20 protein-coding genes are annotated in these 22,946 nt (G+C 58.8%); 9 read left to right on the top strand and 11 right to left on the bottom strand.

Features of this window, described 5'->3' with window-relative positions; genetic code table 11:
* The first annotated feature begins 29 nt into the window (after positions 1-29).
* A complete protein-coding gene (gene queG / locus K529_RS13775; RefSeq protein ID WP_005618381.1) occupies positions 30-1,073 on the top strand; it encodes a tRNA epoxyqueuosine(34) reductase QueG in 1,044 nt (347 codons plus the stop codon).
* A gap of 73 nt (positions 1,074-1,146) precedes the next feature.
* On the top strand, positions 1,147-3,153 hold the full coding sequence (locus K529_RS13770) for a hydantoinase/oxoprolinase N-terminal domain-containing protein (RefSeq protein WP_005618385.1): 2,007 nt from the start codon (positions 1,147-1,149) through the stop codon (positions 3,151-3,153).
* Positions 3,154-3,230: 77 nt separating this feature from the next.
* Here K529_RS13770 and msrA read toward each other — a convergent pair whose 3' ends face one another.
* From msrA to ade, 6 genes are all read right to left on the bottom strand, one after another.
* Positions 3,231-3,746: a peptide-methionine (S)-S-oxide reductase MsrA gene (msrA, locus tag K529_RS13765; protein WP_046002080.1), complete on the bottom strand. Its 516-nt coding sequence runs from the start codon at positions 3,744-3,746 to the stop codon at positions 3,231-3,233.
* Complete coding sequence (gene msrB, locus K529_RS13760) at positions 3,743-4,192, bottom strand: peptide-methionine (R)-S-oxide reductase MsrB (protein ID WP_005618390.1); 450 nt, start codon at positions 4,190-4,192, stop codon at positions 3,743-3,745. Before msrB ends, msrA begins: the two co-directional genes overlap by 4 nt.
* 137 nt (positions 4,193-4,329) lie before the next feature.
* The gene (locus K529_RS13755) at positions 4,330-5,241 is read right to left on the bottom strand and encodes a DMT family transporter (RefSeq protein WP_005618392.1); all 912 of its coding nucleotides are present in this window, start codon (positions 5,239-5,241) and stop codon (positions 4,330-4,332) included.
* A 142-nt stretch (positions 5,242-5,383) separates the two neighbouring features.
* Positions 5,384-5,677 carry an HU family DNA-binding protein gene (locus K529_RS13750; protein WP_005618395.1) on the bottom strand — a complete coding sequence of 98 codons (294 nt, stop codon included), beginning with the start codon at positions 5,675-5,677 and terminating at the stop codon, positions 5,384-5,386.
* A gap of 143 nt (positions 5,678-5,820) precedes the next feature.
* Positions 5,821-7,287 carry an AMP nucleosidase gene (locus tag K529_RS13745; protein ID WP_005618397.1) on the bottom strand — a complete coding sequence of 489 codons (1,467 nt, stop codon included), beginning with the start codon at positions 7,285-7,287 and terminating at the stop codon, positions 5,821-5,823.
* The gene (ade, locus tag K529_RS13740; protein WP_046002079.1) at positions 7,280-9,085 is read right to left on the bottom strand and encodes an adenine deaminase; all 1,806 of its coding nucleotides are present in this window, start codon (positions 9,083-9,085) and stop codon (positions 7,280-7,282) included. Before ade ends, K529_RS13745 begins: the two co-directional genes overlap by 8 nt.
* An 87-nt stretch (positions 9,086-9,172) precedes the next feature.
* On the opposite strand from ade, the gene arsC reads away from it, so the two are divergent.
* Both arsC and K529_RS13730 read left to right on the top strand, forming a co-directional pair.
* A complete protein-coding gene (gene arsC / locus K529_RS13735; RefSeq protein ID WP_005626574.1) occupies positions 9,173-9,592 on the top strand; it encodes an arsenate reductase (glutaredoxin) in 420 nt (139 codons plus the stop codon).
* A gap of 128 nt (positions 9,593-9,720) precedes the next feature.
* Positions 9,721-10,920 carry a hypothetical protein gene (locus K529_RS13730; RefSeq protein WP_005626576.1) on the top strand — a complete coding sequence of 400 codons (1,200 nt, stop codon included), beginning with the start codon at positions 9,721-9,723 and terminating at the stop codon, positions 10,918-10,920.
* Between the two features lie 21 nt (positions 10,921-10,941).
* Here the strand turns inward: K529_RS13730 and K529_RS13725 are convergent, their stop codons facing one another.
* The gene (locus K529_RS13725; protein WP_040642707.1) at positions 10,942-11,889 is read right to left on the bottom strand and encodes a GlxA family transcriptional regulator; all 948 of its coding nucleotides are present in this window, start codon (positions 11,887-11,889) and stop codon (positions 10,942-10,944) included.
* 81 nt (positions 11,890-11,970) lie between these two features.
* On the opposite strand from K529_RS13725, the gene K529_RS13720 reads away from it, so the two are divergent.
* The 4 genes from K529_RS13720 to K529_RS13705 are packed head-to-tail and all read left to right on the top strand — an operon-like array spanning position 11,971 to position 16,282.
* Complete coding sequence (locus tag K529_RS13720; protein WP_005626583.1) at positions 11,971-13,134, top strand: acyl-CoA dehydrogenase family protein; 1,164 nt, start codon at positions 11,971-11,973, stop codon at positions 13,132-13,134.
* Between the two features lie 2 nt (positions 13,135-13,136).
* A complete protein-coding gene (locus K529_RS13715; protein WP_005626586.1) occupies positions 13,137-13,451 on the top strand; it encodes a SelT/SelW/SelH family protein in 315 nt (104 codons plus the stop codon).
* A gap of 6 nt (positions 13,452-13,457) precedes the next feature.
* Positions 13,458-15,497: an acetate--CoA ligase family protein gene (locus tag K529_RS13710; protein ID WP_040642703.1), complete on the top strand. Its 2,040-nt coding sequence runs from the start codon at positions 13,458-13,460 to the stop codon at positions 15,495-15,497.
* Entirely contained in the window at positions 15,494-16,282 is a 789-nt protein-coding gene (locus tag K529_RS13705) for a carnitinyl-CoA dehydratase (RefSeq protein WP_005626592.1), read from the top strand. Before K529_RS13710 ends, K529_RS13705 begins: the two co-directional genes overlap by 4 nt.
* A gap of 11 nt (positions 16,283-16,293) precedes the next feature.
* Here K529_RS13705 and K529_RS13700 read toward each other — a convergent pair whose 3' ends face one another.
* On the bottom strand, positions 16,294-17,217 hold the full coding sequence (locus tag K529_RS13700) for a hydrogen peroxide-inducible genes activator (RefSeq protein WP_005626595.1): 924 nt from the start codon (positions 17,215-17,217) through the stop codon (positions 16,294-16,296).
* Between the two features lie 174 nt (positions 17,218-17,391).
* On the opposite strand from K529_RS13700, the gene katG reads away from it, so the two are divergent.
* On the top strand, positions 17,392-19,608 hold the full coding sequence (katG, locus tag K529_RS13695; protein WP_046002078.1) for a catalase/peroxidase HPI: 2,217 nt from the start codon (positions 17,392-17,394) through the stop codon (positions 19,606-19,608).
* A 67-nt stretch (positions 19,609-19,675) separates the two neighbouring features.
* Here the strand turns inward: katG and K529_RS13690 are convergent, their stop codons facing one another.
* The 3 genes from K529_RS13690 to K529_RS13680 all read right to left on the bottom strand — a co-directional run bounded on the left by K529_RS13690 (position 19,676) and on the right by K529_RS13680 (position 22,855).
* Positions 19,676-20,782, bottom strand: coding sequence for a thiolase family protein (locus K529_RS13690; RefSeq protein ID WP_005616023.1), 1,107 nt, complete (start codon positions 20,780-20,782; stop codon positions 19,676-19,678).
* Entirely contained in the window at positions 20,782-21,936 is a 1,155-nt protein-coding gene (locus K529_RS13685; RefSeq protein ID WP_005616021.1) for an AMP-binding protein, read from the bottom strand. The genes K529_RS13690 and K529_RS13685 overlap by 1 nt, the downstream gene beginning before the upstream one ends.
* Positions 21,937-21,997: 61 nt before the next feature.
* Positions 21,998-22,855: a MurR/RpiR family transcriptional regulator gene (locus K529_RS13680; RefSeq protein ID WP_005616020.1), complete on the bottom strand. Its 858-nt coding sequence runs from the start codon at positions 22,853-22,855 to the stop codon at positions 21,998-22,000.
* Between the last annotated feature and the right edge of the window lie 91 nt (positions 22,856-22,946).

Here is a 22,946-nt window from a genome sequence, read left to right as displayed (position 1 = left end):
CATTCACCCCCGAGGATATTTCTGAGAAGATGAAAGCGGCAGGGGATATCAAGGCGCGTCTGATCGCGCAGGCCCGGGCGGAGGGCTTTGTCTCCACGCGCATCTGTCGCCCGTGGGATGTCCCCGAAGTGCCGGATCGACTGCGTGCGTTTCTGGACGCTGGCTATCACGGCCAGATGGGATGGATGGCGGAGCGAGTGAACTGGCGCGAAAACCCGGCGGCGCTTTGGCCGGAGGCACGTTCGGTCATCATGCTGGCAGAAAGCTACACGCCCGAGGAAAACCCGATGGCGGTGGTGGGGCTGCCGGATCGCGCGGCGATATCGGTTTATGCGCGCGGCAAGGATTATCATGACTTGGTCAAAAAGCGGCTGAAGCGTCTGGCGCGGTGGTTAATTTCCGAGGCGGGTGATGAGGCCGAGGTAAAGGTCTTTGTCGACACCGCCCCAGTACCTGAGAAGGCGCTGGGACAGGCGGCGGGACTTGGCTGGCAGGGTAAGCACACGAATTTGGTGAGTCGGGATTGGGGGAATTGGGCCTTTTTAGGCTCTATTTTCACCACATTGGATTTGCCGGTAGATCCGGTAGAGCCAGATCATTGTGGGTCCTGTCGTGCCTGTTTGACGGCGTGTCCCACAGATGCCTTTCCCGCGCCCTACCAGCTCGATGCGCGGCGGTGCATTTCCTACCTGACGATCGAGCACAAGGGGCCCATTGAGGAAGAGTTGCGCCCAAAGCTCGGCAATCGGATCTATGGATGTGATGATTGTCTTGCAGCCTGCCCATGGAACAAATTCGCGGTTGAGGCCTCGGACATGCGCTATGCCGCGCGTGAGGGCACGGTTGCGCCGCCGCTTGCTGAACTGTCGCAACTGAATGATGCGGCGTTCCGCGAACGGTTTTCGGGCTCTCCGATCAAGCGGATTGGCCGGGATCGCTTTGTGCGCAATGTGCTCTATGCGATCGGAAACTCCAGAGAGGTGAAGTTGCGCCCCTATGCCATGCAGCTGTGTGATGATCCCGACCCAACGGTCGCGGATGCGGCGCGCTGGGCTGTGATGCAGTTGTCATAATGACGCAAACAGAGTGGACGTGACGCAGCCAGCCGTTACACCCGAGCATGCGTGAGTGAAATGCGAGGATAAAATGGCGCTACTGCTTGGGATCGATACCGGGGGCACCTACACGGATGCAGTGTTGATCCGGAACGAGAGTGAGGTAATCGCCTCGGCCAAATCGCTCACAACGCGGCATGATCTGGCCATTGGCGTAGGTGGCGCGGTACGGTCGGTGCTGGAGCAATCGGGTGTCACGCCTGACGACATTTCAATGGCTGCGCTTTCGACGACGCTTGCGACCAATGCCTTGGTGGAGGGGCAGGGGGGCCGTGTCGCTCTCATCTATATCGGGTTCAATACGCAAGACCTGGAGCGACATGGGCTGAATGATGCGCTTAAGGGCGATCCGGTTCTGATCCTGTCGGGCGGACACACACATGCGGGTGGAGAGGCTGCTCGGCTGGATACTGAGAGCCTTATTGCCTTTTTAGAGACTGAAACTGCAGGCGTGAGTGGATTTGCGGTTGCCGGAGTTTTTGCCACCCGCAACCCGGCTCATGAGTTGGAAGTTGCGCGCATCGTTCAGGAACGGACCGGCGCGCCTGTGACCTGCTCTCACCAGCTGTCGGCCAGATTGAATGGGCCGAAACGCGCGCTGACCGCGGTGCTGAACGCCCGCCTCATTGGAATGATTGACGGGTTGATAAACCGGGCGGCTGACACGCTTGCGGCGATAGGAATAGAAGCGCCCATGATGGTTGTGCGTGGTGATGGCGCGCTGATGTCTGCTGCGCAAGCCCGTGCGCGCCCCATCGAGACAATCCTGAGCGGGCCAGCGGCCTCGATTGTTGGCGCGCGTTGGATGACAGGGGCTGAGAACGCCTTGGTCAGCGATATCGGCGGGACGACCACTGACGTTGCCCTGATCGAGAGAGGCTTGCCGAAGATCGACCCGGATGGGGCACAGGTAGGGGGCTTCCGGACCATGGTGGAGGCTGTGGCCATGCGCACCTCCGGTTTGGGCGGTGATAGCCAGGTCCACCTGAAGAGTGAGGGTCTGCGAGGCGGTGTCTCGCTTGGGCCACGGCGCGTGTTGCCGGTGTCTTTGGTCGCCACAGAGGCACCTGAGGTGGTGCATGCGGCGCTGGATGCACAACTGCATGCCCCTGTGGTGGGGGAGTATGATGGACGTTTTGTGCGTGGCGTCGTGGGGCAAGCCGCGATGGGCCTCTCGGAACGAGAGGCGGCGCTACTGGCGCGGATCGGCACCAGCGTCTTGCCGATGGGCGACGTCTTACGCACCCGCATGGAGCAAGGCGCATTAAACCGTCTGGTGGATCGCGGATTGGTGCAAGTCGCCGGGATCACGCCGTCGGATGCAAGTCACGTCCTGGGCCGTGTAGCCGCATGGGATCGAGGCGCCGCAGAAAAGGCGCTTACCATTTTTTCCAGACGCCGTGTTGGCAGCGGTGATTCAGTGGCAAGAGATGCTGAGGCCCTTGCTCTGATGATCGTAGATCAGTTGACTGAACAGACATCACTGACCTTGTTAGAGTCTATCTTCACCGAAGAACAGGCTCTGTTTGGAGGAAGTCCAAGCGAACTTGCAAGGCATGTCCTGCTTCAGCGGGGGCTTCAGCAGCACAAGAGCCTTTTGTCGATAGACGCACATGTGAATGTGGATGTGATCGGGTTGGGCGCCTCTGCACCGAGCTATTATCCTGCGGTTGGCGAGCGTTTGCGCTGCAATATGATCCTGCCGGAACATGCGGGTGTCGCCAATGCGATTGGGGCCGTGGTGGGGCGGATCATCCAACGCAGAACCGGAACTGTCACCGCCCCCTCCGAAGGTCGGTTTCGCGTGCATTTGTCCGATGGGCCACAGGATTTCACCGCCAGTTCTAAGGCGCTGGAGGTGCTGGAAGCTGCGCTGCGTGCTGAGGCTATTGCGGCGGCTGAAGAGGCCGGGGCAAGCGATATTCATGTCCATGTGAGCCGCGACCTGCGCATGGCGGAGGTCGAAGCGCAGCAGGTTTTCGTCGAGGCAACCGTCACGGTGGAGGCCAGCGGCCGTCCACGGGTGGCGCACGATTGATACAAAAAAGATCAGGCCGCCCCTATTGGGCGGCCTGACCCTCAAAGTAGAGAGCCTAAACTAGGCTCTAATAAGGGTTATTCAGCAGCCTGATCGCGCTTGGGCAAAACCCAATCAGGGCGCGGGAAGTGGCAGGTGTAGCCATTGGGAAGCCGCTGCAAGTAATCCTGATGCTCAGGCTCGGCCTCCCAGAAATCACCGACAGGTTCCACCTCGGTCACGACCTTGCCGGGCCAGATGCCAGAGGCTTCGACATCGGCGATTGTGTCTTCGGCGATCTGTTTCTGGCGCGCATCTTCATAGTAGATCGCAGAGCGATAGCTCATGCCGATGTCATTGCCCTGACGGTTCGTCGTGGTGGGATCGTGGATCTGAAAGAAGAACTCCAGCATCTCACGATAGGAGGTCTGTTCGGGGTCAAACGTGATCTCGATCCCCTCGGCATGGGTGCCGTGGTTCTTGTAGGTTGCATTCGGCACATCGCCGCCCGTGTAGCCGACGCGGGTGCCAACGACACCTTTGCGGTGACGGATCAGCTCTTGCATGCCCCAGAAGCAGCCGCCTGCCAGAATGGCGCGTTCAGTCGTGCTCATCGGTGGTCCTCCACTTGATTGATGTAGGCGCCGTAGCCCTCCGGCTCCATATCGTCGAGGTGGATAAAGCGCAGCGACGCCGAGTTGATGCAGTAGCGCAGACCGCCGCGATCCGCGGGGCCGTCGGGGAAGACGTGACCGAGATGGCTGTCACCATGGGTGGAGCGCACTTCGGTGCGGATCATGCCAAGGGTCCGGTCTTCGAGTTCCTGCACATGTGCGGGTTCGATCGGTTTGGTGAAACTCGGCCAGCCACAGCCCGATTCATATTTATCTGACGACGCAAAGAGCGGCTCGCCAGAGACGATATCGACATAGATGCCCGGTTCTTTGTTGGTAAGCAGCTTTCCTGTGCCGGGACGTTCGGTGCCGGAATTCTGGGTGACGTAGAATTCTTCTTCCGACAGCGCTGCAATGGCGTCAGGGTTCTTGAAGTAATTGGACATGGGGCCCTCCCACCTGATTTGATGAGGCTATAACTGGGGTCGATCGGTCCATTTTCAAACCCCAAACTATCCAAGCATAGATATCCTGTGCGCCAGATGTGAGCAAATGTGAACGCGCGTGTTCGGGCCGCGTGGGATCAATCCGCCTGCGGTTGTAGTGCAGCCGAAAGTGGCGGTTTCGCAGGCGCGGGTTGGCGTGCAAGCTGTACCGCTAGAATGCCAAGCGTCACCACCCCGACACCGATCATATCAAGCATCCCTAGGCTTTCTCCCAATAGGACGCTTGCGACCGCGACGCCGAAGACAGGGTTTAGGAAGTGGAATGTCGCTGCGCGAACCGCTCCAATCCGATTGAGCAGCATCACCCAGATCAGTGTGGCGGCCAGCCCCGGGACAAAAGTGGTGTAAGCAAATGCGATGGCAAGCGGCCAGCTGGGCTCGACGCGAATGGTTTCAAAGGCAAAGGCGGCTGGAAACAATGCTGCGGAACCCACCAGCATTTGCAGGCCGACGACCATCATGAAATTGCCGCCTGAGGTTGCTCCGCGTAGCGCGAGCGTTGCAGTCGTGAGCGCCAGTACTCCAAGCCCGCAAAGCGCGACGCCCAGAAGATCGACACCAGCGCTGATCCTTGTACCCATAATAAGCGCAACGCCTGCAACTCCTGCGACCAGACCCAACATACCGAGGGAGCGAATCCGTTCGCGAAATAGCACCAGAGAGGCAAGCGCCACCAGCAGTGGCATGGTAGATGCGATGATCGCAGCCATCGAAGCCTCAACCCATTGCATCGCAACAAAGTTCAAACCGAGATAAAGCGCATTCTGGCAGATCCCGAAGAGGATCGTGGCCTTCCATTGACCGCGTGTCAGCCGCCATGTCTGCCCCATGGCGCGGGCGATCATGACGCCGATCAGACCTGAGATCAAAAACCGCATCGCGAGCGAGAACAACGGAGACGCATCTGCTACGATGATCCGGGCCGAGGTGAAGGCCGAGGACCACATCAGGGCGAAAGCCAACCCCATGGCAATTGCGCGCAAATCCATTTGACTAGTCCCTTCCCTGATCAGGCGGCACGTTAGCCAGTTGTCTGCGCGCTGGATAGGGTGAGAGGAAGGATTGGTACAATACAAAAAGGGCCGCCCAAATGGGCAGCCCCGAAGCCATTGGCTCTGATCCAGATATGGATCAGGCGTCGCCGTTGACGCTGTCTTTCAGCGCTTTGGCGATGGTCATTTTCACGACCTTGTCTGCTTCTTTCATGAACTTCTCGCCGGTGGCGGGGTTGCGCACTTCGCGCTCGGGACGCTCACGGCAGTAGATCTTGCCAACACCCGGCAGAGTCACGGCACCACCGCCGGACACTTCGCGGGTGATCAGGTTGCAAACGGCATCCAGAGCGGCACCAGCGGTTTTCTTATCGCTGTCCATTTCCTCAGCCAGTGCTGCCACAAGCTGAGTTTTGGTCATCGGTTTGGACATTCTTAGCTCTCCTTGAAACTGCCCGACGTGTTGGGGCCTCATCGCGTAACATTAGCGTTATGTTGTGGGACAACACAACGCGTAGCGTGCAAGATCAAGCGCCAAACAAGCAAATTTCCGTGGAAAACAGCATATTTTCGCCATTACAGGAAGGCCGTTTCGTCAAAAGAGCGCAGTTTGCGGCTGTGCAAGCGTTCCAGAGGCATAGTTCTGAGCCGTTCCATCGCCTTGATCCCGATCAGAAGGTGCCGTGAAACCTGCGTGCGATAGAAGTCGGAGGCCATGCCGGGTAGCTTCAATTCGCCGTGCAGGGGCTTGTCGGAGATACACAGAAGCGTGCCGTAGGGCACCCGAAAACGGTAGCCGTTTGCGGCGATGGTGGCGCTCTCCATATCCAGTGCGATGGCGCGGGATTGGCTCAGGCGTTGCACCGGTCCGGATTGATCCCGAAGCTCCCAGTTGCGGTTGTCGTGGCTGGCAACGGTGCCGGTGCGCATGATCCGTTTGAGGTCGTATCCTTCAAGGCCTGTTTCCTGTGCCACCGCTTCTTCCAGAGCAACCTGAATTTCCGCCAGCGCCGGGATCGGCACCCAGACCGGCAGGTCATCGTCCAGCACGTGATCCTCGCGCAGATAGGCGTGGGCCAGAACAAAATCGCCAAGCGCCTGAGAGTTTCTGAGCCCTGCGCAATGGCCAACCATCAGCCACGCATGCGGACGCAGAACGGCGATGTGATCGGTTGCGGTTTTGGCATTCGACGGCCCCACCCCGATATTGACCAGCGTGATGCCGTTCCCGTCGGGCCGTTTCAGGTGGTAAGTCGGCATTTGCGGCATCTTAAGAGAGGCCGGCAATTCGCCATCAGCAGTTGTGATCTCAATGTTTCCGGTCGAAACAAAACTGGTGTAGCCGCTGTCGGGGTTGGCGAGTTGTTCGCGCGCATAGGCCTCGAACTCGGTGACGTAGAACTGGTAGTTCGTAAACAGCACATGGTTTTGAAAATGCTCCGGGTCCGTGGCGGTATAATGCGCAAGACGCGCCAAAGAGTAATCCACGCGCTGTGCTGTAAAGAGCGACAGCGGACCCACGCCATTTTCAGGTACATAGGTCCCATTGACGATGTCATCGTTGGTGGTCGCCAGATCCGGGACATCAAACACATCGCGCAGCGTGAAGCGTGCCGCGCCTTCCTGCGGAACGGTCAGTCCGGGACGGGAGGCGACCGCGAAATGCACCGGCATTGGTGTAGCGGACACGCCGACGGTCACGGGTTGGTCGTGGTTTTTGATCAGCAGTCCGATTTGTTGTTCCAGATAGTGACGGAACAGATCCGGTCGTGTCACCGTGGTGGAATAGGTGCCCGGATCGGCCACATGGCCAAAGCTCAGACGGCTATCCACCTGTGCGTAGGTCGTGGTGGTGAAGCGAACCTCTGGGTAAAAGGCGCGCACGCGGCTGCCGGGCGCGGCCCCGGCGCTCATTGCGGCGATGAATTCATCACACAGGAAATTGGTCGCGCTGTCATAGAGCACAATCAGGCGGGCAACGGCGGCTTTTGCGTCGGTAAAGCTCTCAGCGTCTGGAAGGGTGGGGGTGTTTACATTATTCATTGAACGGCTCGATTACTGGAATTTTTTTGAAGCTACGCACATCGACAAGGCCAAGGTCGCTGATCCGCAGTTCCGGGATCACGACCAGCGCCAAAAGCGAGTGCTGCATATAGGCGTTGTTCAGTTTACAGCCGCAGGCCTCCATGGCCTCGACCAGTTTTTGTGCATTTGCGGCGACCTCAGAAGCCGGGCTGTCGGACATCAGGCCCGCAATCGGCAGCTCCACCAGCGCCAGTTCCTCGCCATCACGAAAGATCGTGATGCCACCGCCAACCTCGGCCAGACGGTTGGCAGCCAAGGCCATTTGTGCGCGATCCGTGCCGACCACGATCATATGATGGCTATCGTGGGCCACGGTGGAGGCCATCGCCATTTTCCCCTCGTAGCCAAAACCAGACACGAAGGCATTGGTCACGCCACCCGTGGCACGGTGACGTTCGACGAGGGCAATCTGGCAGACATCTTCGGTGCCTTCAACCAAACCATCCTGAACGGGGAGCTCGGCCTTCAGCGCCTTTGTCGGGGCCTGGTTTTCCACCACCCCGATCACATTGGCGGTGACAGCATTTGCGCCTTCGGGCGCAGCGAGTTCAAAGTCTCTTGCCGTCAACTCATGCCCCAGATGCACGGTGCCGCGCGCGTGCGCCGGCCAGTCCAGATGGGGGCATTCGACCTTGATAGAGCCTGATTCCGCGACAATCTGCCCGCGTGCGATCACCACTTCGATCGGGAGTGTTTTGAGATCAGAGGTCAGGATCACATCCGCCCGGCGACCCGGAGTGATGGAGCCGATCTCGCGCTCCAGACCAAAATGCGTGGCGGTATTGATCGTCGCCATCTGGATCGCCACCAGCGGATCACAGCCGCAGTCTATTGCGTGACGCACCACCCGGTTCATGTGGCCATCATTGACCAGCGTGCCGGAATGGCAGTCATCGGTACAGAGAATGAAGTTGCGTGGGTCGAGACCCTTTTCCGTGATTGCGGTGATCTGCGCTTCGACGTCGTACCAGGCGGACCCCAACCGCACCATGGCCCGCATCCCCTGTCGCATCCGCGCGATGGCATCCGCCTCGCAGGTACCCTCGTGATCGTCCGCCGGGCCGCCTGCAACGTATGCCGCGAAATCGGGGCCGAGGTCGGGCGAGGCATAGTGCCCGCCCACCGTTTTGCCCGCGCGCTGGGTGGCGGCGATCTCGGCCAGCATCTTGGCGTCGCCATTGGCCACGCCGGGAAAGTTCATCATCTCACCCAGGCCGATGATGCCGGGCCAGGTCATTGCCTCAATTACGTCCTCGGCGGAGATTTCATAACCTGTGGTTTCCAGCCCCGGTGCCGACGGCGCGCAGGAGGGCATCTGGGTATAGATATTGACGGGCTGCAAAAGCGCCTCGTCATGCATCAGTCGAACCCCCTCAAGACCAAGGACATTGGCGATCTCATGCGGGTCGGTGAACATGGTGGTGGTGCCATGGGGGATCACCGCGCGGGCAAATTCCGCAGGCGTCAGCATGCCGGATTCGATATGCATGTGCCCGTCACAAAGGCCCGGCACCATATAGCGGCCCTCGGCTTCGATCACCTGCGTGTCTGGCCCGGTACAATAGGACGCATCCGGTCCCACATAGGCAATCCGGCCCGCCTTAATGGCGATGTCATGCCCATCGAGAACCTCACGTGTATGGACATTCACCCATTTGCCGTTCCGGATCACCGTATCGGCAGGGCTGCGTCCGGCAGCGGTTTCGATCAGGTGGGGGGCGACGTCGGGCCAGCTTGGGAAGGTCTTGTGTGTCATGGCCTACTGTTATTGATTGCGCTGAGGGGTGCAAGACCCCTAATCCGCGATCATCACAGCGTCATGAACCACCGGCAGAGCAAACTCATGAACATCGTCATTCACCACAATCCAGATTGCAGCAACTCGCGCAATGTGCTGCGCCTGATCCGGGATGCAGGCTACGAGCCGGTTGTGGTGGAGTATCTGAAAACCGGTTGGACCCGTGAGCAGCTTCAGGCGCTATTTGCCGCAGCCGAGTTGACCCCCTACAGCGCCATGCGCAAAGAGCGTTCGCCCGCCAAGGAGCTTGGCTTGTTGGAGGATAACGTGACCGCTGACCAGATCCTTGACCAGATGCTTTTGCACCCAAGCTTGGTCAACCGGCCCATCGTGGCCTGCAAAAATGGCGTCGCACTTTGTCGTCCCCCCGAGCGGGTCCTTGATTTGCTCGACTCATGGCCCAGCGGTCCTTGGTCCAAGGAAGATGGCATCTTGCTCATCGACGCTGACGGGAACAGAGTATAAGAATACCTCTTGTTAGGCTCTGTTTGGGGTCTGTTAAGAGCGCTGGCGTCACTTACGGATTTCCCGGCCTTTTCACGCGCGGACAAAATGTTCATCTTTGGCGGATGCGATAACCGCCAAGGAATTCGATGATGCATGTAATCGCCGACACTGATGCGCTGGTCGCGGATGGCACTCTGACACAGGACCAGGCACGCGTGCTTGAGGCACGCTCTCGCGACGTGATGGTGTCCATGGCGGTGAATGCGATCCTGTTTTGTGGGATCATCGCGGCGATCGCGGGCTTCATTGTCTGGTTGGCAGAGCCGCTTGCGGTGACGGTTACTGGCGCGCTTATGCTTGCGGCGGGGCTTGCGGTCCTGTCCCGTGGGGGTACGACCTATGCGATTTTCGGCAACTCGGCAGTTCTGATTGGTGTCGGGATGTTGCTGGGCGGTGCATCCGTGGAGCTGATCGACAAATACGAGGGAGTTGCCGGTTGGATCCTCACCCCAGCAGGGTTGCTGGTGACCGTAATCAGCCTGTGGCGCTGGCGCATGGGTGGCTGGTCGGCGCGTTTTGTGCTGGGCACCGTTATGATGATGGGTCTCGCCATGCACCTTGGCGGGATTGAGGCGTTGGTACACCAATACGATTTGGGCGCGCCGCTGAGAAATCTGGTTTTGCTCTATTACGCCGCCGCGCTGGGTGTGGCGGGCTGGCAGCTGGATGTTCGGTTGATCACGGCCACAGCTCTGATCCCTTTTGCGCAGGTATTAGAGACGGGCACCGCGTATTTTCATGCCGTCTATGCGTTTTACTCGCCCGAGCCGACCCTGACGATCTTGCAAATGGGGCTGCTGATCACAGTATGCATATGGGTCTCTTTAGGCGCTATGGAGCGGGACGCGCGCCACTTGCGCATTCTTGCTGTGATGGGGTTCATCGTGGCGAATCTCTGCGCTCTGGTGGGGTCACTTTGGGGCGATTATGTGGGCGAACATCTGTGGGGGCCGGGACGGTATCGAAGTGGTTGGACTGATTATGATAGTTACAGCGCCGCCAGAGATGCCTTTCACGCGACCGCATTTAGGATCTCTGATCTGACCTATTCGGTGCTTTGGGCGCTGGCATTGGTGGCGATGATCATATGGAGCGCGATGCGACACCAGCGGGCCCTGTTCAATGCCGCGCTAACCTTTGCGGCAATCCACTTTTACACCCAAATGTTTGAGAGCTTTTCTGACGAGCCGCTTGCCTATGTCATCGGGGGGCTTGGGGCTATTCCGCTGGCGTGGGGCATTTGGCGTCTGAACCATTGGATGGTTTCACGGCAGGATCAGACCTGAACTCGGCCCGATTGCAGCGAATTATGCGTGTGCCTTGCGCATAGCGCGTGGTGTGGTTGCGAATTCAGCTTTAAACGCCCGCGTAAGGGCGCTGGCATTTTCATAGCCCGTGCGCGTTGCGACTTCTGAGACACGAATATCAGTCTCTAACAAGAGCTTTCTAGCCTGAATGAGCCGCAATCGTCGATATATCTTTGCGGGCGTTGCACCAAGAGCGGCCTTCATTCGCGACTCCAGATCTTTGCGTGGGCGTCCGATCAGGTGGGCGATTTCGGGGATGGGGAGCGGTTCCTCCAGATGTACCTGCATCAAAGCAACCGCGCGCGCGACGACGCGCGTTCGCGCCAGCGCCGTTTCTGGCGCAGCGCCGCCGCTCTCTGGGCTCATGAACAAGGCTGCGACTTCAAGCCTCAGAGCTTGCCCATGGTCTTCCCCAATCCGCGCAATCATCAGGTCAAAGGCGGCCAGTGCGCCGGAACATGTTATCCTGTTGCCTTCTTGCACGGCGCGGACGCGTTGAACGTTCACCTCAGGAAAATCCTCGGCCAGCCGATCTGTCTCGTCCCAGTGAATCGTTGCATTTCGCCCGTCCAAGAGACCCGCTGCGGCCATCAGCCATGGTCCCGTGTCAAACCCTGCAATCTCTTTATAGCGTGTGGCGGCAGCACGCAGCGCGCGCCGCGTTTGAGCGCTGTCGTGATGCTGAAAATTATAGCTTGGCATGATCGCCAGCATATCACCGCTGCATTTTGTGAGCTGTGCGTGCGCTGTAACTTCCATACCCGAAGACGATACAACCCGCGCGCCCGTTAGGGACAAAAAGCGCCACCGGTAGAGCTCACGCCCCGCCAGAGTGTTCGCGGCGCGCATGGGTTCCACCGTATTTGCGAGGCAATGAGCGGAAAACTCATCAAACAGCAGGATATCTACCTGCTGAACCCCCGCGAAATCATTTGTCCACTTTCGCATGGTTTCTGCCATCTCTGCATGGTTGTGACCTTAAGTCTGACGTACCCTCAACCGCAAGCGAACAGCATGCGGGAGGTGCCAATGCATTTTGGGATGACAGAAGAACAAGCGATGATCGTCGAGACCACGCGGGCTTTTGTTGAGAATGAACTCTACCCGCATGAGCTGGAAATCGAACGTAGCGGTCATCTTGATATGGATCTGGTGAAAGAGATCCAGACAAAAGCCATCGAGGCCGGGTTGTATGCCGCCAACATGCCTGACGAGGTGGGCGGCGCGGGGCTCGATACGCTCACCTGGCTGATGTACGAAAAAGAACTGGGCCGCGCGAACTATGCGCTTCACTGGACTGGTGTGGCGCGGCCTTCGAATATCCTGCTGGCAGGCACTGAAGAACAGAAAGAAAAATACCTCTTTCCCTGTATTCGTGGAGAGAAATGGGACTGTCTGGCGATGACTGAGCCAGGCGCCGGATCTGATCTGCGTGGAATGACAGCCTCCGCGCGCACGGATGGCGATGATTGGATTCTAAACGGGACCAAGCACTTCATATCACACGCAGATGTGGCTGATTTCGCCATTGTGTTTATGGCAACCGGTGAGGAGGAAACCCCACGCGGCAAGAAGAAAAAGATCACCGCGTTTTTTGTGGATAAAGGCATGCCCGGCTTCACCGTGCGCGATGGCTATCGCAATGTTTCACACCGGGGCTATACCAATCAGGTGTTGGAATTCGACGACTGCCGTCTGCCTTCTTCGGCTGTGTTGGGGGAGGTGAATAAAGGGTTTGAGGTCGCAAATACGTGGCTGGGTGCCACCCGCCTTCAGGTCGCGGCAACGTGCCTCGGACGCGCTGAACGCGCGTTGCAACATGCGGTGGAATACGCCGCCGAGCGCAAACAATTCGGTCAGCAAATTGGCAAGTTTCAAGGCGTGTCTTTTAAACTGGCCGATATGGCGACAGAGCTTAAAGCTGCAAACCTGCTGACTTGGGAGGCAGGTTGGAAGTTCGATCAGGGCACTGTTACCGAGAGCGATATGTCGATGGCCAAGCTGAAGGCCACTGAAATGCTCGCCATGGTTGCGGATGAGGCGATCCAGATTCACGGCGGTATGGGGCTGATGGACGAGCTCCCTCTCGAACGCATCTGGCGCGACGCGCGCGTGGAGCGTATCTGGGAGGGCACCAGTGAAATCCAGCGGCATATCATCAGCCGCGAGATGCTGAGACCGCTTGGAGGCTGACCTTGTCCAACCCCGTTCAGACCGAACAGAAACCGCATGTCACCATCACCTATTGCATTGGCTGCAACTGGCTGTTGCGCGCCGCATGGATGAGTCAGGAACTGTTGTCGACGTTTCAGGACCAGTTGGGCGGAGTCACATTGATACCCGGCGAAATTGGCGGAACCTTTGAAATTACTTTGGATGGGAACCTCATCTGGGAGCGTAAGCGGGACGGCGGGTTTCCGGATGTGAAGGAGCTTAAATCTCGCGTACGTGACTGTATCAACCCGGAACAGAGCCTTGGGCATCTGGACCGCTCAACTGCAGGTGAATAGAGTCATATGAAGTCTCTAAAAAGGCTATTTAGACCCGATTCAATCGCCGTCATTGGTGGCGGAACCTGGTGTTCAGCGGTGATCGAGCAATGTCGCAAAATGGGATTTGCAGGTGATATCTGGCCTGTGCATCCAAAGGCCGAGGAGGTTGCGGGTCTTCCTGCGTACCGGGATATTGAGGCGCTGCCCTTCGCACCGGATGCCAGTTTCATCGGGATCAACCGGCTTGCCACCATTGATGTGGTCAAAGCGCTGTCAGCGCGTGGAGCAGGTGGGGCGGTGTGCTTTGCGTCGGGGTTTTTAGAGGCCGAAGCCGAAGACAGCGAAGGCGCTGATCTGCAACAACGCCTGCTGGAAGCAGCGGGCGATATGCCGGTCTTGGGCCCCAATTGCTACGGCTTCATCAATTATCTCGATGGAGCGCTCCTTTGGCCTGATCAGCATGGTGGACAGCGGGTGGAAAAAGGTGTGGCGATTGTCACCCAAAGTTCCAATATTGCGATCAACCTGACGATGCAGAAACGTGCTTTGCCGCTGGCCTATGTTGTGACTTGCGGAAATCAGGCGCAGACGGGCTTGGCAGAGATCGGTGCGGCGCTGTTGGAGGATGATCGCGTCACGGTTCTCGGCCTCCACATTGAGGGGGTTGGCGACCTGCGCGCGTTTGAGGCGTTGGCGCTGAAAGCGCGTCAGTTGGGAAAGCAGATCGTCGCCCTAAAGGTTGGCCGATCCGCACAAGCGCGGGCCGCAACAGTGTCACACACCGCTTCACTGGCAGGAGGGGATGCCGGAGCCGGTGCATTGTTGGCGCGACTTGGCATCCCGCGTCTTTATGATCTGCCGTCTTTTCTGGAAACCTTGAAATTGATGCATGTGGTTGGACGCCTGCCCTCGACCCGCATCGCGACAATCAGTTGTTCCGGGGGGGAGGCAAGCCTGTCTGCCGATACGGCGCACGGGCGCGGTGTCAGCTTGCCGGCGCTGAATGACCGACAGCGCACCGATTTGCGTGCCGCGCTTGGCCCCATGGTCGCGCTTGCAAACCCGCTCGACTATCACACTTATATCTGGCGTGACGTTGACGCGATGACGCGGGCTTTCTCTGCCATGGTTGATCCGCAATTGGCGATGACGCTTCTTGTGGTGGACTTTCCGCGTGGTGATCGTTGTGATCCGTCAGACTGGGAGTGCGTCACTCAGGCCGCCATTGCGGTGCGGCAGCAAACAGGTCAGCCCATCGCGATAGTTGCGACATTGCCAGAACTGTTGCCCGAAGACGTCGCTGAACAGCTTCTTGGGGCTGGCGTGGTGCCGATGTTGGGATTGTCTGAGGCGATGTCTGCGATTGAGGCTGCGGGGCTTCCCTTGCCGGAGCTGGCTCAGCCGCTGCTGCTGCCCACCAAGAGCCACCCCGATCCGGATCTGGTGCCAGAGGGCGAAGCCAAGGCGTGGCTGGCGCGATTTGGGCTGCGCGTTCCGCGCTCCAAACCGGCGCGCAGTGTGGTTGCAGCCCGCGCGGTCGCCGCCGATATCGGCTATCCGGTGGTGCTGAAGGGCGAAGGTATCGCCCATAAAACAGAAGAAGGCGCGGTCAGGCTGAACCTCACTTGCGGCCAAGACGTGAGCGATGCCGCGGTTGCGATGCCGACAGACCGGTTTTTGGTCGAAGAGATGGTCACCGGCGCGGTGGCGGAATTGCTCGTCGGTGTCGTCAAAGATCCTGCGCATGGGTTTGTGCTGACGCTGGCGGCTGGTGGTACGCTGACAGAGATCATGCAAGACAGCGCCTCCGTATTGTTGCCGGCCTCGGATGCAGCACTGAACACGGCGCTCGAAAGTTTGCGCATCGCGCCGTTGTTGTCCGGATATCGCGGAGCGCCGCCAGCGGACCGTGCTGCGATTCTACGCGCCATCCGCGCGGTTGAGGCCTATGTGGTTGCGGAGGCTGAGGGCCTTGAAGAAATCGAAATCAACCCGCTGTTGTGTACCCCGACCGACGCGGTGGCCGCAGATGCGCTGATACGCAGAAAGGATATGTTGCGATGACTGAGCACACGCCGGTTAAGACCCGCCGCGAGGGCGCCATTTTGGAGGTGACGTTGGACCGGCCCAAGGCCAATGCCATTGACCTTGCAACCTCGCGCATGATGGGCGAGGCGTTTCAGGCTTTTCGCGATGACGATGAACTGCGCGTGGCCATCATTACGGGCGGCGGCGAAAAATTCTTCTGTCCCGGATGGGATTTGAAGGCTGCAGCGGGCGGTGACGCGGTGGACGGCGACTATGGCGTTGGTGGCTTTGGCGGACTGCAAGAGCTGCGTGACCTCAATAAACCGGTGATAGCCGCGGTGAACGGTATTGCCTGTGGCGGCGGGTTGGAACTGGCGCTTTCTGCGGACATGATCCTTGCGGCCGATCACGCGCGCTTTGCATTGCCGGAAATCCGCTCCGGCACTGTGGCGGATGCGGCGTCGATCAAACTGCCGAAACGCATTCCTTACCACATTGCGATGGAGCTCTTGCTGACGGGCCGCTGGTTTGACGCCGAAGAAGCGCAACGGTGGGGGCTGGTGAACGAGATCCTCGCGGCGGATCAGTTGATGGATCGCGCGTGGGAGCTGGCGCGCCTCTTGGCCTCTGGCCCGCCACTGGTCTATGCGGCGATCAAGGAGATCGTGCGCGATGCCGAAGACGCCAAATTTCAGGATGCGATGAACCGTGTCACCGGTCGGCAGCTGCGCACGGTGGATGTGCTCTATGGGTCTGAGGATAACCTAGAAGGTGCCCGCGCCTTTGCGGAGAAACGCGACCCGATCTGGAAGGGGCGCTAAGACAGAATGGGTTACGCTGGCAGGATGTCCTTATGCCTGTCAGCGAGCGCTTCGGCAGCGTCGCGCACCACCTCGGCAATGTTCTGCAGGTGTGGGGCGAGTGGGCTGGTCTTGCGCCAGACCATACCGATGGTGCGGCCCGGCTCTTCGCCGGGGAAACGGGCAAGTGAGACTGGCGCAGAGCGGGTTTCGACAGGAACCGCCATCTCTGGGATGATGGTGACCCCAATGCCCGCGCCGACCATCTGGACCAGCGTGGACAATGAGCTGCCATCCAGCCCGTCGCGCGGTAATGCTGGGCGCAGGCTGCAAAAGGATAAGGCTTGGTCGCGGAAACAATGACCTTCTTCCAACAATAGCAGCTTCATCTCCCGCATACCCTCGGGTGAAGGAACAGGCGCATCTGCGTCTTCGGCCTGACGGACCAGCACAAATTTCTCGTCAAAGAGCGCGGTTTCCGTAAGTCCCGGCTCTGAAACGGGCAAAGCGACGATAGCCGTGTCCAGACGCCCGTCCAGCAGCTCGGTGATCAGCCGCTGGGTCAGCGTCTCGCGGATGTGAACATCAAGCCCTTCGTGTTTGGCATTCAAGTGTTGAATCAAAGTGGGCAGCAGGTAGGGGGCAACGGTCGGGATCACACCGATCCGCAAACGCCCGACCATCCGGTCTTGTGCCACGCGTGCCAGATCGCCCAACTCATCCACCGAACGCAGGATCTCTCTCGCGCGCTCGGCAAATTCCTGCCCGAACCCTGTCAGCCGCACATGTCGCGCACTACGTTCAAAGAGAACGATGCCCAGTGTTTCCTCCAATTCCTTGATCTGCACAGACAAGGCCGGTTGCGAGATTGCACAGGTGTCTGCGGCACGGCCAAAATGCCCATGCCGGGTCAGGGCCTCAAAATAACGGAGCTGTTTGAGCGTAATATTCATCATAGGTTTTTCTTATCGTTGTCATGAAAAAATGCAACTTAGAATAATTCTGAACCTTTGCTAGGGTCATCAACAAGGGCAGTTGCCGGGCACTGAGATTCGCCGAATTGCGGATCAATCCGGCTCGCCCACTAAGGTCACAATAGTCCCCACCACGGACAATTTCTGGAGGAAGATATGGACGGACAAGATATTGGAGCAGGCGGCGGTTGCCCGTTTTCCGGTGCAAACACCAACAAGGGGCGTAGGTCCAATCGCGATTGGTGGCCAAACCAGCTGAACCTTGCGATCCTGCATCAGCATCAGACACGCCAGAACCCGCTGGGCGAGGACTTCAGCTATGCCGAAGCCTTCAAAGGCCTCGATCTTGATGCGGTCAAGAAGGACCTGATCGCCTTGATGACCGACAGTCAGGACTGGTGGCCCGCGGATTATGGTCACTATGGCGGGTTGATGATCCGCATGGCGTGGCACTCGGCGGGTACCTACCGGACCGCGGACGGTCGCGGCGGCGGCTCCACCGGCACCCAGCGCTTTGCGCCGCTGAATTCCTGGCCGGACAACGGCAACCTCGACAAGGCCCGCATGCTGCTGTGGCCGATCAAGAAGAAATACGGCAACGCCCTGTCATGGGCCGATCTGATGATCCTCGCGGGCAATTGCGCGATTGAATCCATGGGGTTGAAGCCCTTTGGCTTTGGTGGTGGTCGTGCCGACGTTTGGGAACCCGAGGAAGACATCTACTGGGGGGCCGAGGACGAATGGCTTGCCACATCGGATCACGAACAGGCACGCTATTCTGGCGATCGCGAGTTGGAGGACCCATTGGCTGCGGTGCAGATGGGCCTGATCTACGTGAACCCGGAAGGGCCCGACGGCAACCCGGACCCCATCGCCTCGGGTCGCGACATTCGCGAAACCTTTGCCCGGATGGCGATGAATGACGAGGAAACAGTGGCGCTGACCGCCGGCGGGCACACCTTCGGCAAGGCGCATGGCAACGGCCCGGTCGAGGCCGTCGGCCCCGAACCCGAAGCCGCGCCGATTGAGGCGATGGGGCAGGGCTGGCTCTCCTCGCATAAATCCGGCAAGGGCGTCGACACCATCACCTCTGGTATCGAGGGCGCATGGACGTCCAACCCGATCCAGTGGGACATGGGCTATTTCGACGTGCTGTTCGGCTACGACTGGGAACTGACCAAATCCCCCGCCGGTGCCTGGATCTGGCATGCCAAGGACCTCAAGGACGAGGACCACGCCCCCGAGGTGGATGGTTCCGGCAAGAAGGTTCCGATCATGATGACCACCGCCGATATGGCGATGAAGATGGACCCGATCTACGGCCCGATCTCCAAGCGCTTCCATGAAAATCCGGAAGAGTTTGCCGATGCTTTCAAGCGCGCATGGTTCAAACTGACCCACCGCGATATGGGACCAAAGGCTTGCTACCTTGGCGCAGACGTCCCCGCCGAGGATCTGATCTGGCAGGACCCGGTGCCCGCCGTGGATCATGCTCTGATTGACGATGCGGATGCGGCGTCGCTGAAGGCTGAAATTCTTGCCTCCAACCTGTCGGTTCAGGAGCTGGTCTATGTGGCATGGTCATCGGCCTCCACATTCCGTGGCTCGGACAAGCGCGGTGGCGCCAATGGTGCACGCATCCGTCTGGCACCGCAGAAAGACTGGGCGGTAAACGAGCCTGCAAAGCTGGAGAAAGTCCTCGGCGTGCTGGAGGGTATTCAAGCGTCCTTCAACGGTTCGGCAAGCGGCGGCAAGAAAGTGTCACTGGCGGATCTGATCGTTCTGGCGGGTTCGGCAGCCGTTGAGAAGGCTGCCAAGGATGCCGGTCATGACGTGACCGTGCCGTTCACACCGGGGCGCACCGACGCCACCGACGCGCAGACCGATGTCGAAAGCTTCGACGTGATGGAGCCGCAAATCGACGGGTTCCGCAACTACGCGCCGAAGAAATTTTCTGTCTCAACCGAGGAAATGCTGGTCGACAAAGCACAGCTTCTGACCCTGTCTGCTCCAGAAATGGCAGTACTGGTTGGCGGCTTGCGTGCAATCGGTGCCACCTATGGCGACAGCGCGCATGGGGTTCTGACCACCCGCAAGGGCCAGTTAACGAATGACTTCTTCGTCAACGTGCTGGACCTGAACACCAAATGGACGGCCACGGATGACAGTGGTGAGGTGTTTGAGGGTGCGGATCGTGCCACCGGTGATGTGAAATGGACCGGCACCCGTGCTGATCTGATCTTTGGCTCCAACTCGCAGCTGCGCGCGATCTCTGAGGTCTATGCGCAGGATGACAACGCTGGCAAAATGGTTGCCGATTTTGTCAACGCTTGGGTCAAGGTGATGGAGCTCGACCGCTTCGATCTGAAGTGATCTTCGCACGCCCATGAGCATGGAAAAGGCGTCGCATCTTGCGGCGCCTTTTTACTACTAGACTTACTTATTCTGCGGCTTCAAAAAGTGCCGCACTGCCAATGCCACCCGCAGCGGCAATTGCTGCAAGGGCAGGGGCATCACCTGTCCGCAAGGCATGAAACAGGCGCACGACAAGGACCGCACCGGATGCCCCAACCGGATGCCCTTGCGCCAATGCTCCACCAGCGGGGTTTACGTTCTCATCAGGAAGATGGGCGCCTCGGATGCAGGCCAGCGCCTGAACTGCAAAGGCTTCCATAATCTCTGCCCGATGTAGGGTTTTGTGATCTACGTTTGCGCGTTTCAGCGCGTGTTTGATGGCAGAGATTGGGGCAAGGCCGGGTTGATCGGGTGCCGCGCCAAGGGTTGCGCCCTCGATCAGGGTCAGCCCCGGCGCATTCAGGCGTTTTGCCATTTGGTCGCTGACAATGACCACAAATGCCGCTGCATCCGCTGCAACCGCCATATTCGCAGCCGTGATATCACCGCTCACAACTTTGGCCCGCTCGCAATGGCGCGACGTCAAATTGCGGGTGAAGGCATCCTCGGAAACATCACCAACAGGGGTGATTTCACGCATGCGGCACGCCGCATGTGACAAAGCAAGCGCATGGCTGCGCTGGGCCCATGCGTCTTGTTCTGCGCGCGTGATACCAATCTTGCGTGACAGCTCCGCCGCCGCCTCAGCCATGTCTGGGTCGCGATCTGGCCAAGGTGTAAATCGGGCTTGTGTGTAGGGCTCGGGCGGGCGTCCATCGGCAAAGGTGCGGCTGCGCAGCGGGCGGCGGGAGTAACTCTCAGCGCCACCGGCGATGACCACCTCATGGTGTCCTGCCTGCACCAAGGCATGCCCGATCAGGATCGCATCAAGCCCGCCTGCACATTGGCGATCTATGCTGAGCCCGGCCACATGTTCGGGTAAACCCGCCGCCAATGCTGCAATTCTGGCGGGATTACCACCCCCGCCAAGTGCATTTGACAGGATCAACTCTCCGATCTCATGTGCCGCGATACCTGCATCTGCAAGGCAGGCGCGAATGACTGGTGAGGCCAACTCATGCGGCTCTAATAAGGAAAATTTCCCACCTTTTGGCACCACAGCCGTTCTGCGCGCAGCAATAATCCGTGGCATCAGAATGTGTCCCACATGCGCTTTAATGTTTGCAGGTCAGGTTTGCCTGCAGCCAACATCGGAATGGTCTCAACTATGCGGACCTCGCGCGGGACAGCATGGCCGCCGATTTCGGCGCGGCATAGATGCCTGAGCGCGTTCAGATCAGCGCGCCCTTGAACAACCGCCAAGATCTGATGCCCGCGCAGCTCATCAGGAAACGAGAGTGCAACCGCCATCTCTACACCTTCGGCGCGCATTAAGACGGCTTCGATCTCTTCGGGAAACACATTCTTGTCGGCGACCGTGACCATGCGGTTACGCCGCCCCTTCGGGTAGAGGTTTCCAGAAGCATCGAGCCTGCCCATTTCGCCAATGGAAAGCCACCCCCCCTCCCAGCGGGTTTCGGCGCTGTGACCTTCTGCGTAGCCGTCAAAGACAAACGGGCTGCGTATCCAGATCTCACCCACGCCGTTCGTATCGGCATCCGTGACCTTAATCTCGACACTTGGGTAGGCCTTGCCAACAGAACCCGCCGGTGCATCCGGGCCTGCAAGGGTCATGTAGCTTGTCTCCGTCGCGCCAAAGATCTCGTGAATGTCGCAGTGGGGGAGCAGGTGCATCAAGTTTGACCGCGTTTCATCGTCAAGCTTGCCGCCAGATGAAAACAGCAGCCGGACGTGAGGCAGGTACCTCTCTTCTGACGCACGCAATAGCAGCCGTAGCTGTGCTGGCGTGGCATACAGCACCGTTACCCCCAGCGTCTCCAGCTGCTCCAGTTGCCTGCGCGGCCCGCTCCCGCCAAGCATCGCCAGATCCGCACCGATATGGCAGGCGGCCACGGCCGCAAATAAGGTCAGTGAGTGAGAGAGGTTGCCGAGGCTCGCGTAGACATCCCCGGAGCTGAGCGCAAATATCTCTCGATCCATCTCGAAGCTGCTGATCCAACTGTGTGGCGTGCGTCGAATGGTTTTGGCAAAGCCGGTGGAACCAGAGCTTTGACAATAGAGCCACTGCACCGGCTCTGGACGGATCTCGATGGGAGTATCGTTTGGACGTGCGAGAATGGAGTGTCCTTCACGCAGCGCCAGCAACAATTCCGACAGCCCCTTCACGTCTGGTGTCAGGACTCGTGTCTCAGGCGAGAGTTGAAATCTGTCATGGCTGTTGGTCATTGTTCGTCTCACGTGTCCCTATCAGCGCAAGGTATCGCTGGATCGGGGCCGGGAACAGACCTCAGGTGAATTTGCGAAACAGGCGCGTGCGGTCGAAAGCGGCTTCCAGCTCGTCCGTGCGTGCTTTGACCGTCTCCCAGTGATCCTCTTGGATCTTGGCGATTATGCTCTCGATCAACAAAAGAAGTGCTACGCCAGAATCCCATGCGGAGGGGACAGCAATACGTGCGGCAAAGGTGAACTTTGCCACTTTTTGGATCGGAGAGCGCCACTGATCGGTGAACAGAACAACCTGGACCCCGCGCTCATGCGCCATTTCGGCAAGCAACAGCGTGGCATTTTCATAGCGGCGGATGTCAAAAAGAATCAGCGTATCACCGGGCAAGAGGTCCAGAACTGAGTGTGTCCATGAGGCGCGCGGCGGGATCATGAAGACATCTCTTCGCACCATTTGCAGGTGCAGATAGAAGTTCTGCGCGAGCGTTCCACTTAGTCTTCCGCCTGCGATATGCACCCGCCGATCCGTGTCCGCCAATAGTGTGCATAGCGTGTCAAACTCATCGAGATTTACGTTTTCCAGTGTTGCCCGAATGTTGTCGTAAACACCGACCGCGTACCGGTTCAGCATATGGGATTCTGGCAGATCCGGGGTTTGCTCTGCGCGTTTTTCCACTGGGTTAGAGATGATTTCGCGTAACTCTTCCCGCAGGGCATGTTGAAATTCCGGATACCCCGAGAACCCCAGTTTTTGCACCATACGCGCCACCGTGGGCGTGGAGACCTCAGCTAGTTCGGCAAGCTCCGTGATGCTGCCGAGGCCAGGAATTGGATAGTTGTCCAGAATAGCCGCCGATAGCTGCCGCTCCGCGCGTGTCAGGTCAGATTCACGTGCTTTGAGTTTCTCGGCGATCGTCGGCATCCACGGCCCTCCTGCTCGTGTTTTTAGCATTTTATTACAGGTTTGATCATGATGAAAGAATTTTTACAGAAAGTATATTGACAGAAGGGGG

The organism is Tritonibacter mobilis F1926, from assembly GCF_000376545.2.
Taxonomy (GTDB): domain Bacteria; phylum Pseudomonadota; class Alphaproteobacteria; order Rhodobacterales; family Rhodobacteraceae; genus Epibacterium; species Epibacterium mobile.
This window is presented reverse-complemented; position numbering and strand designations above follow the sequence as displayed.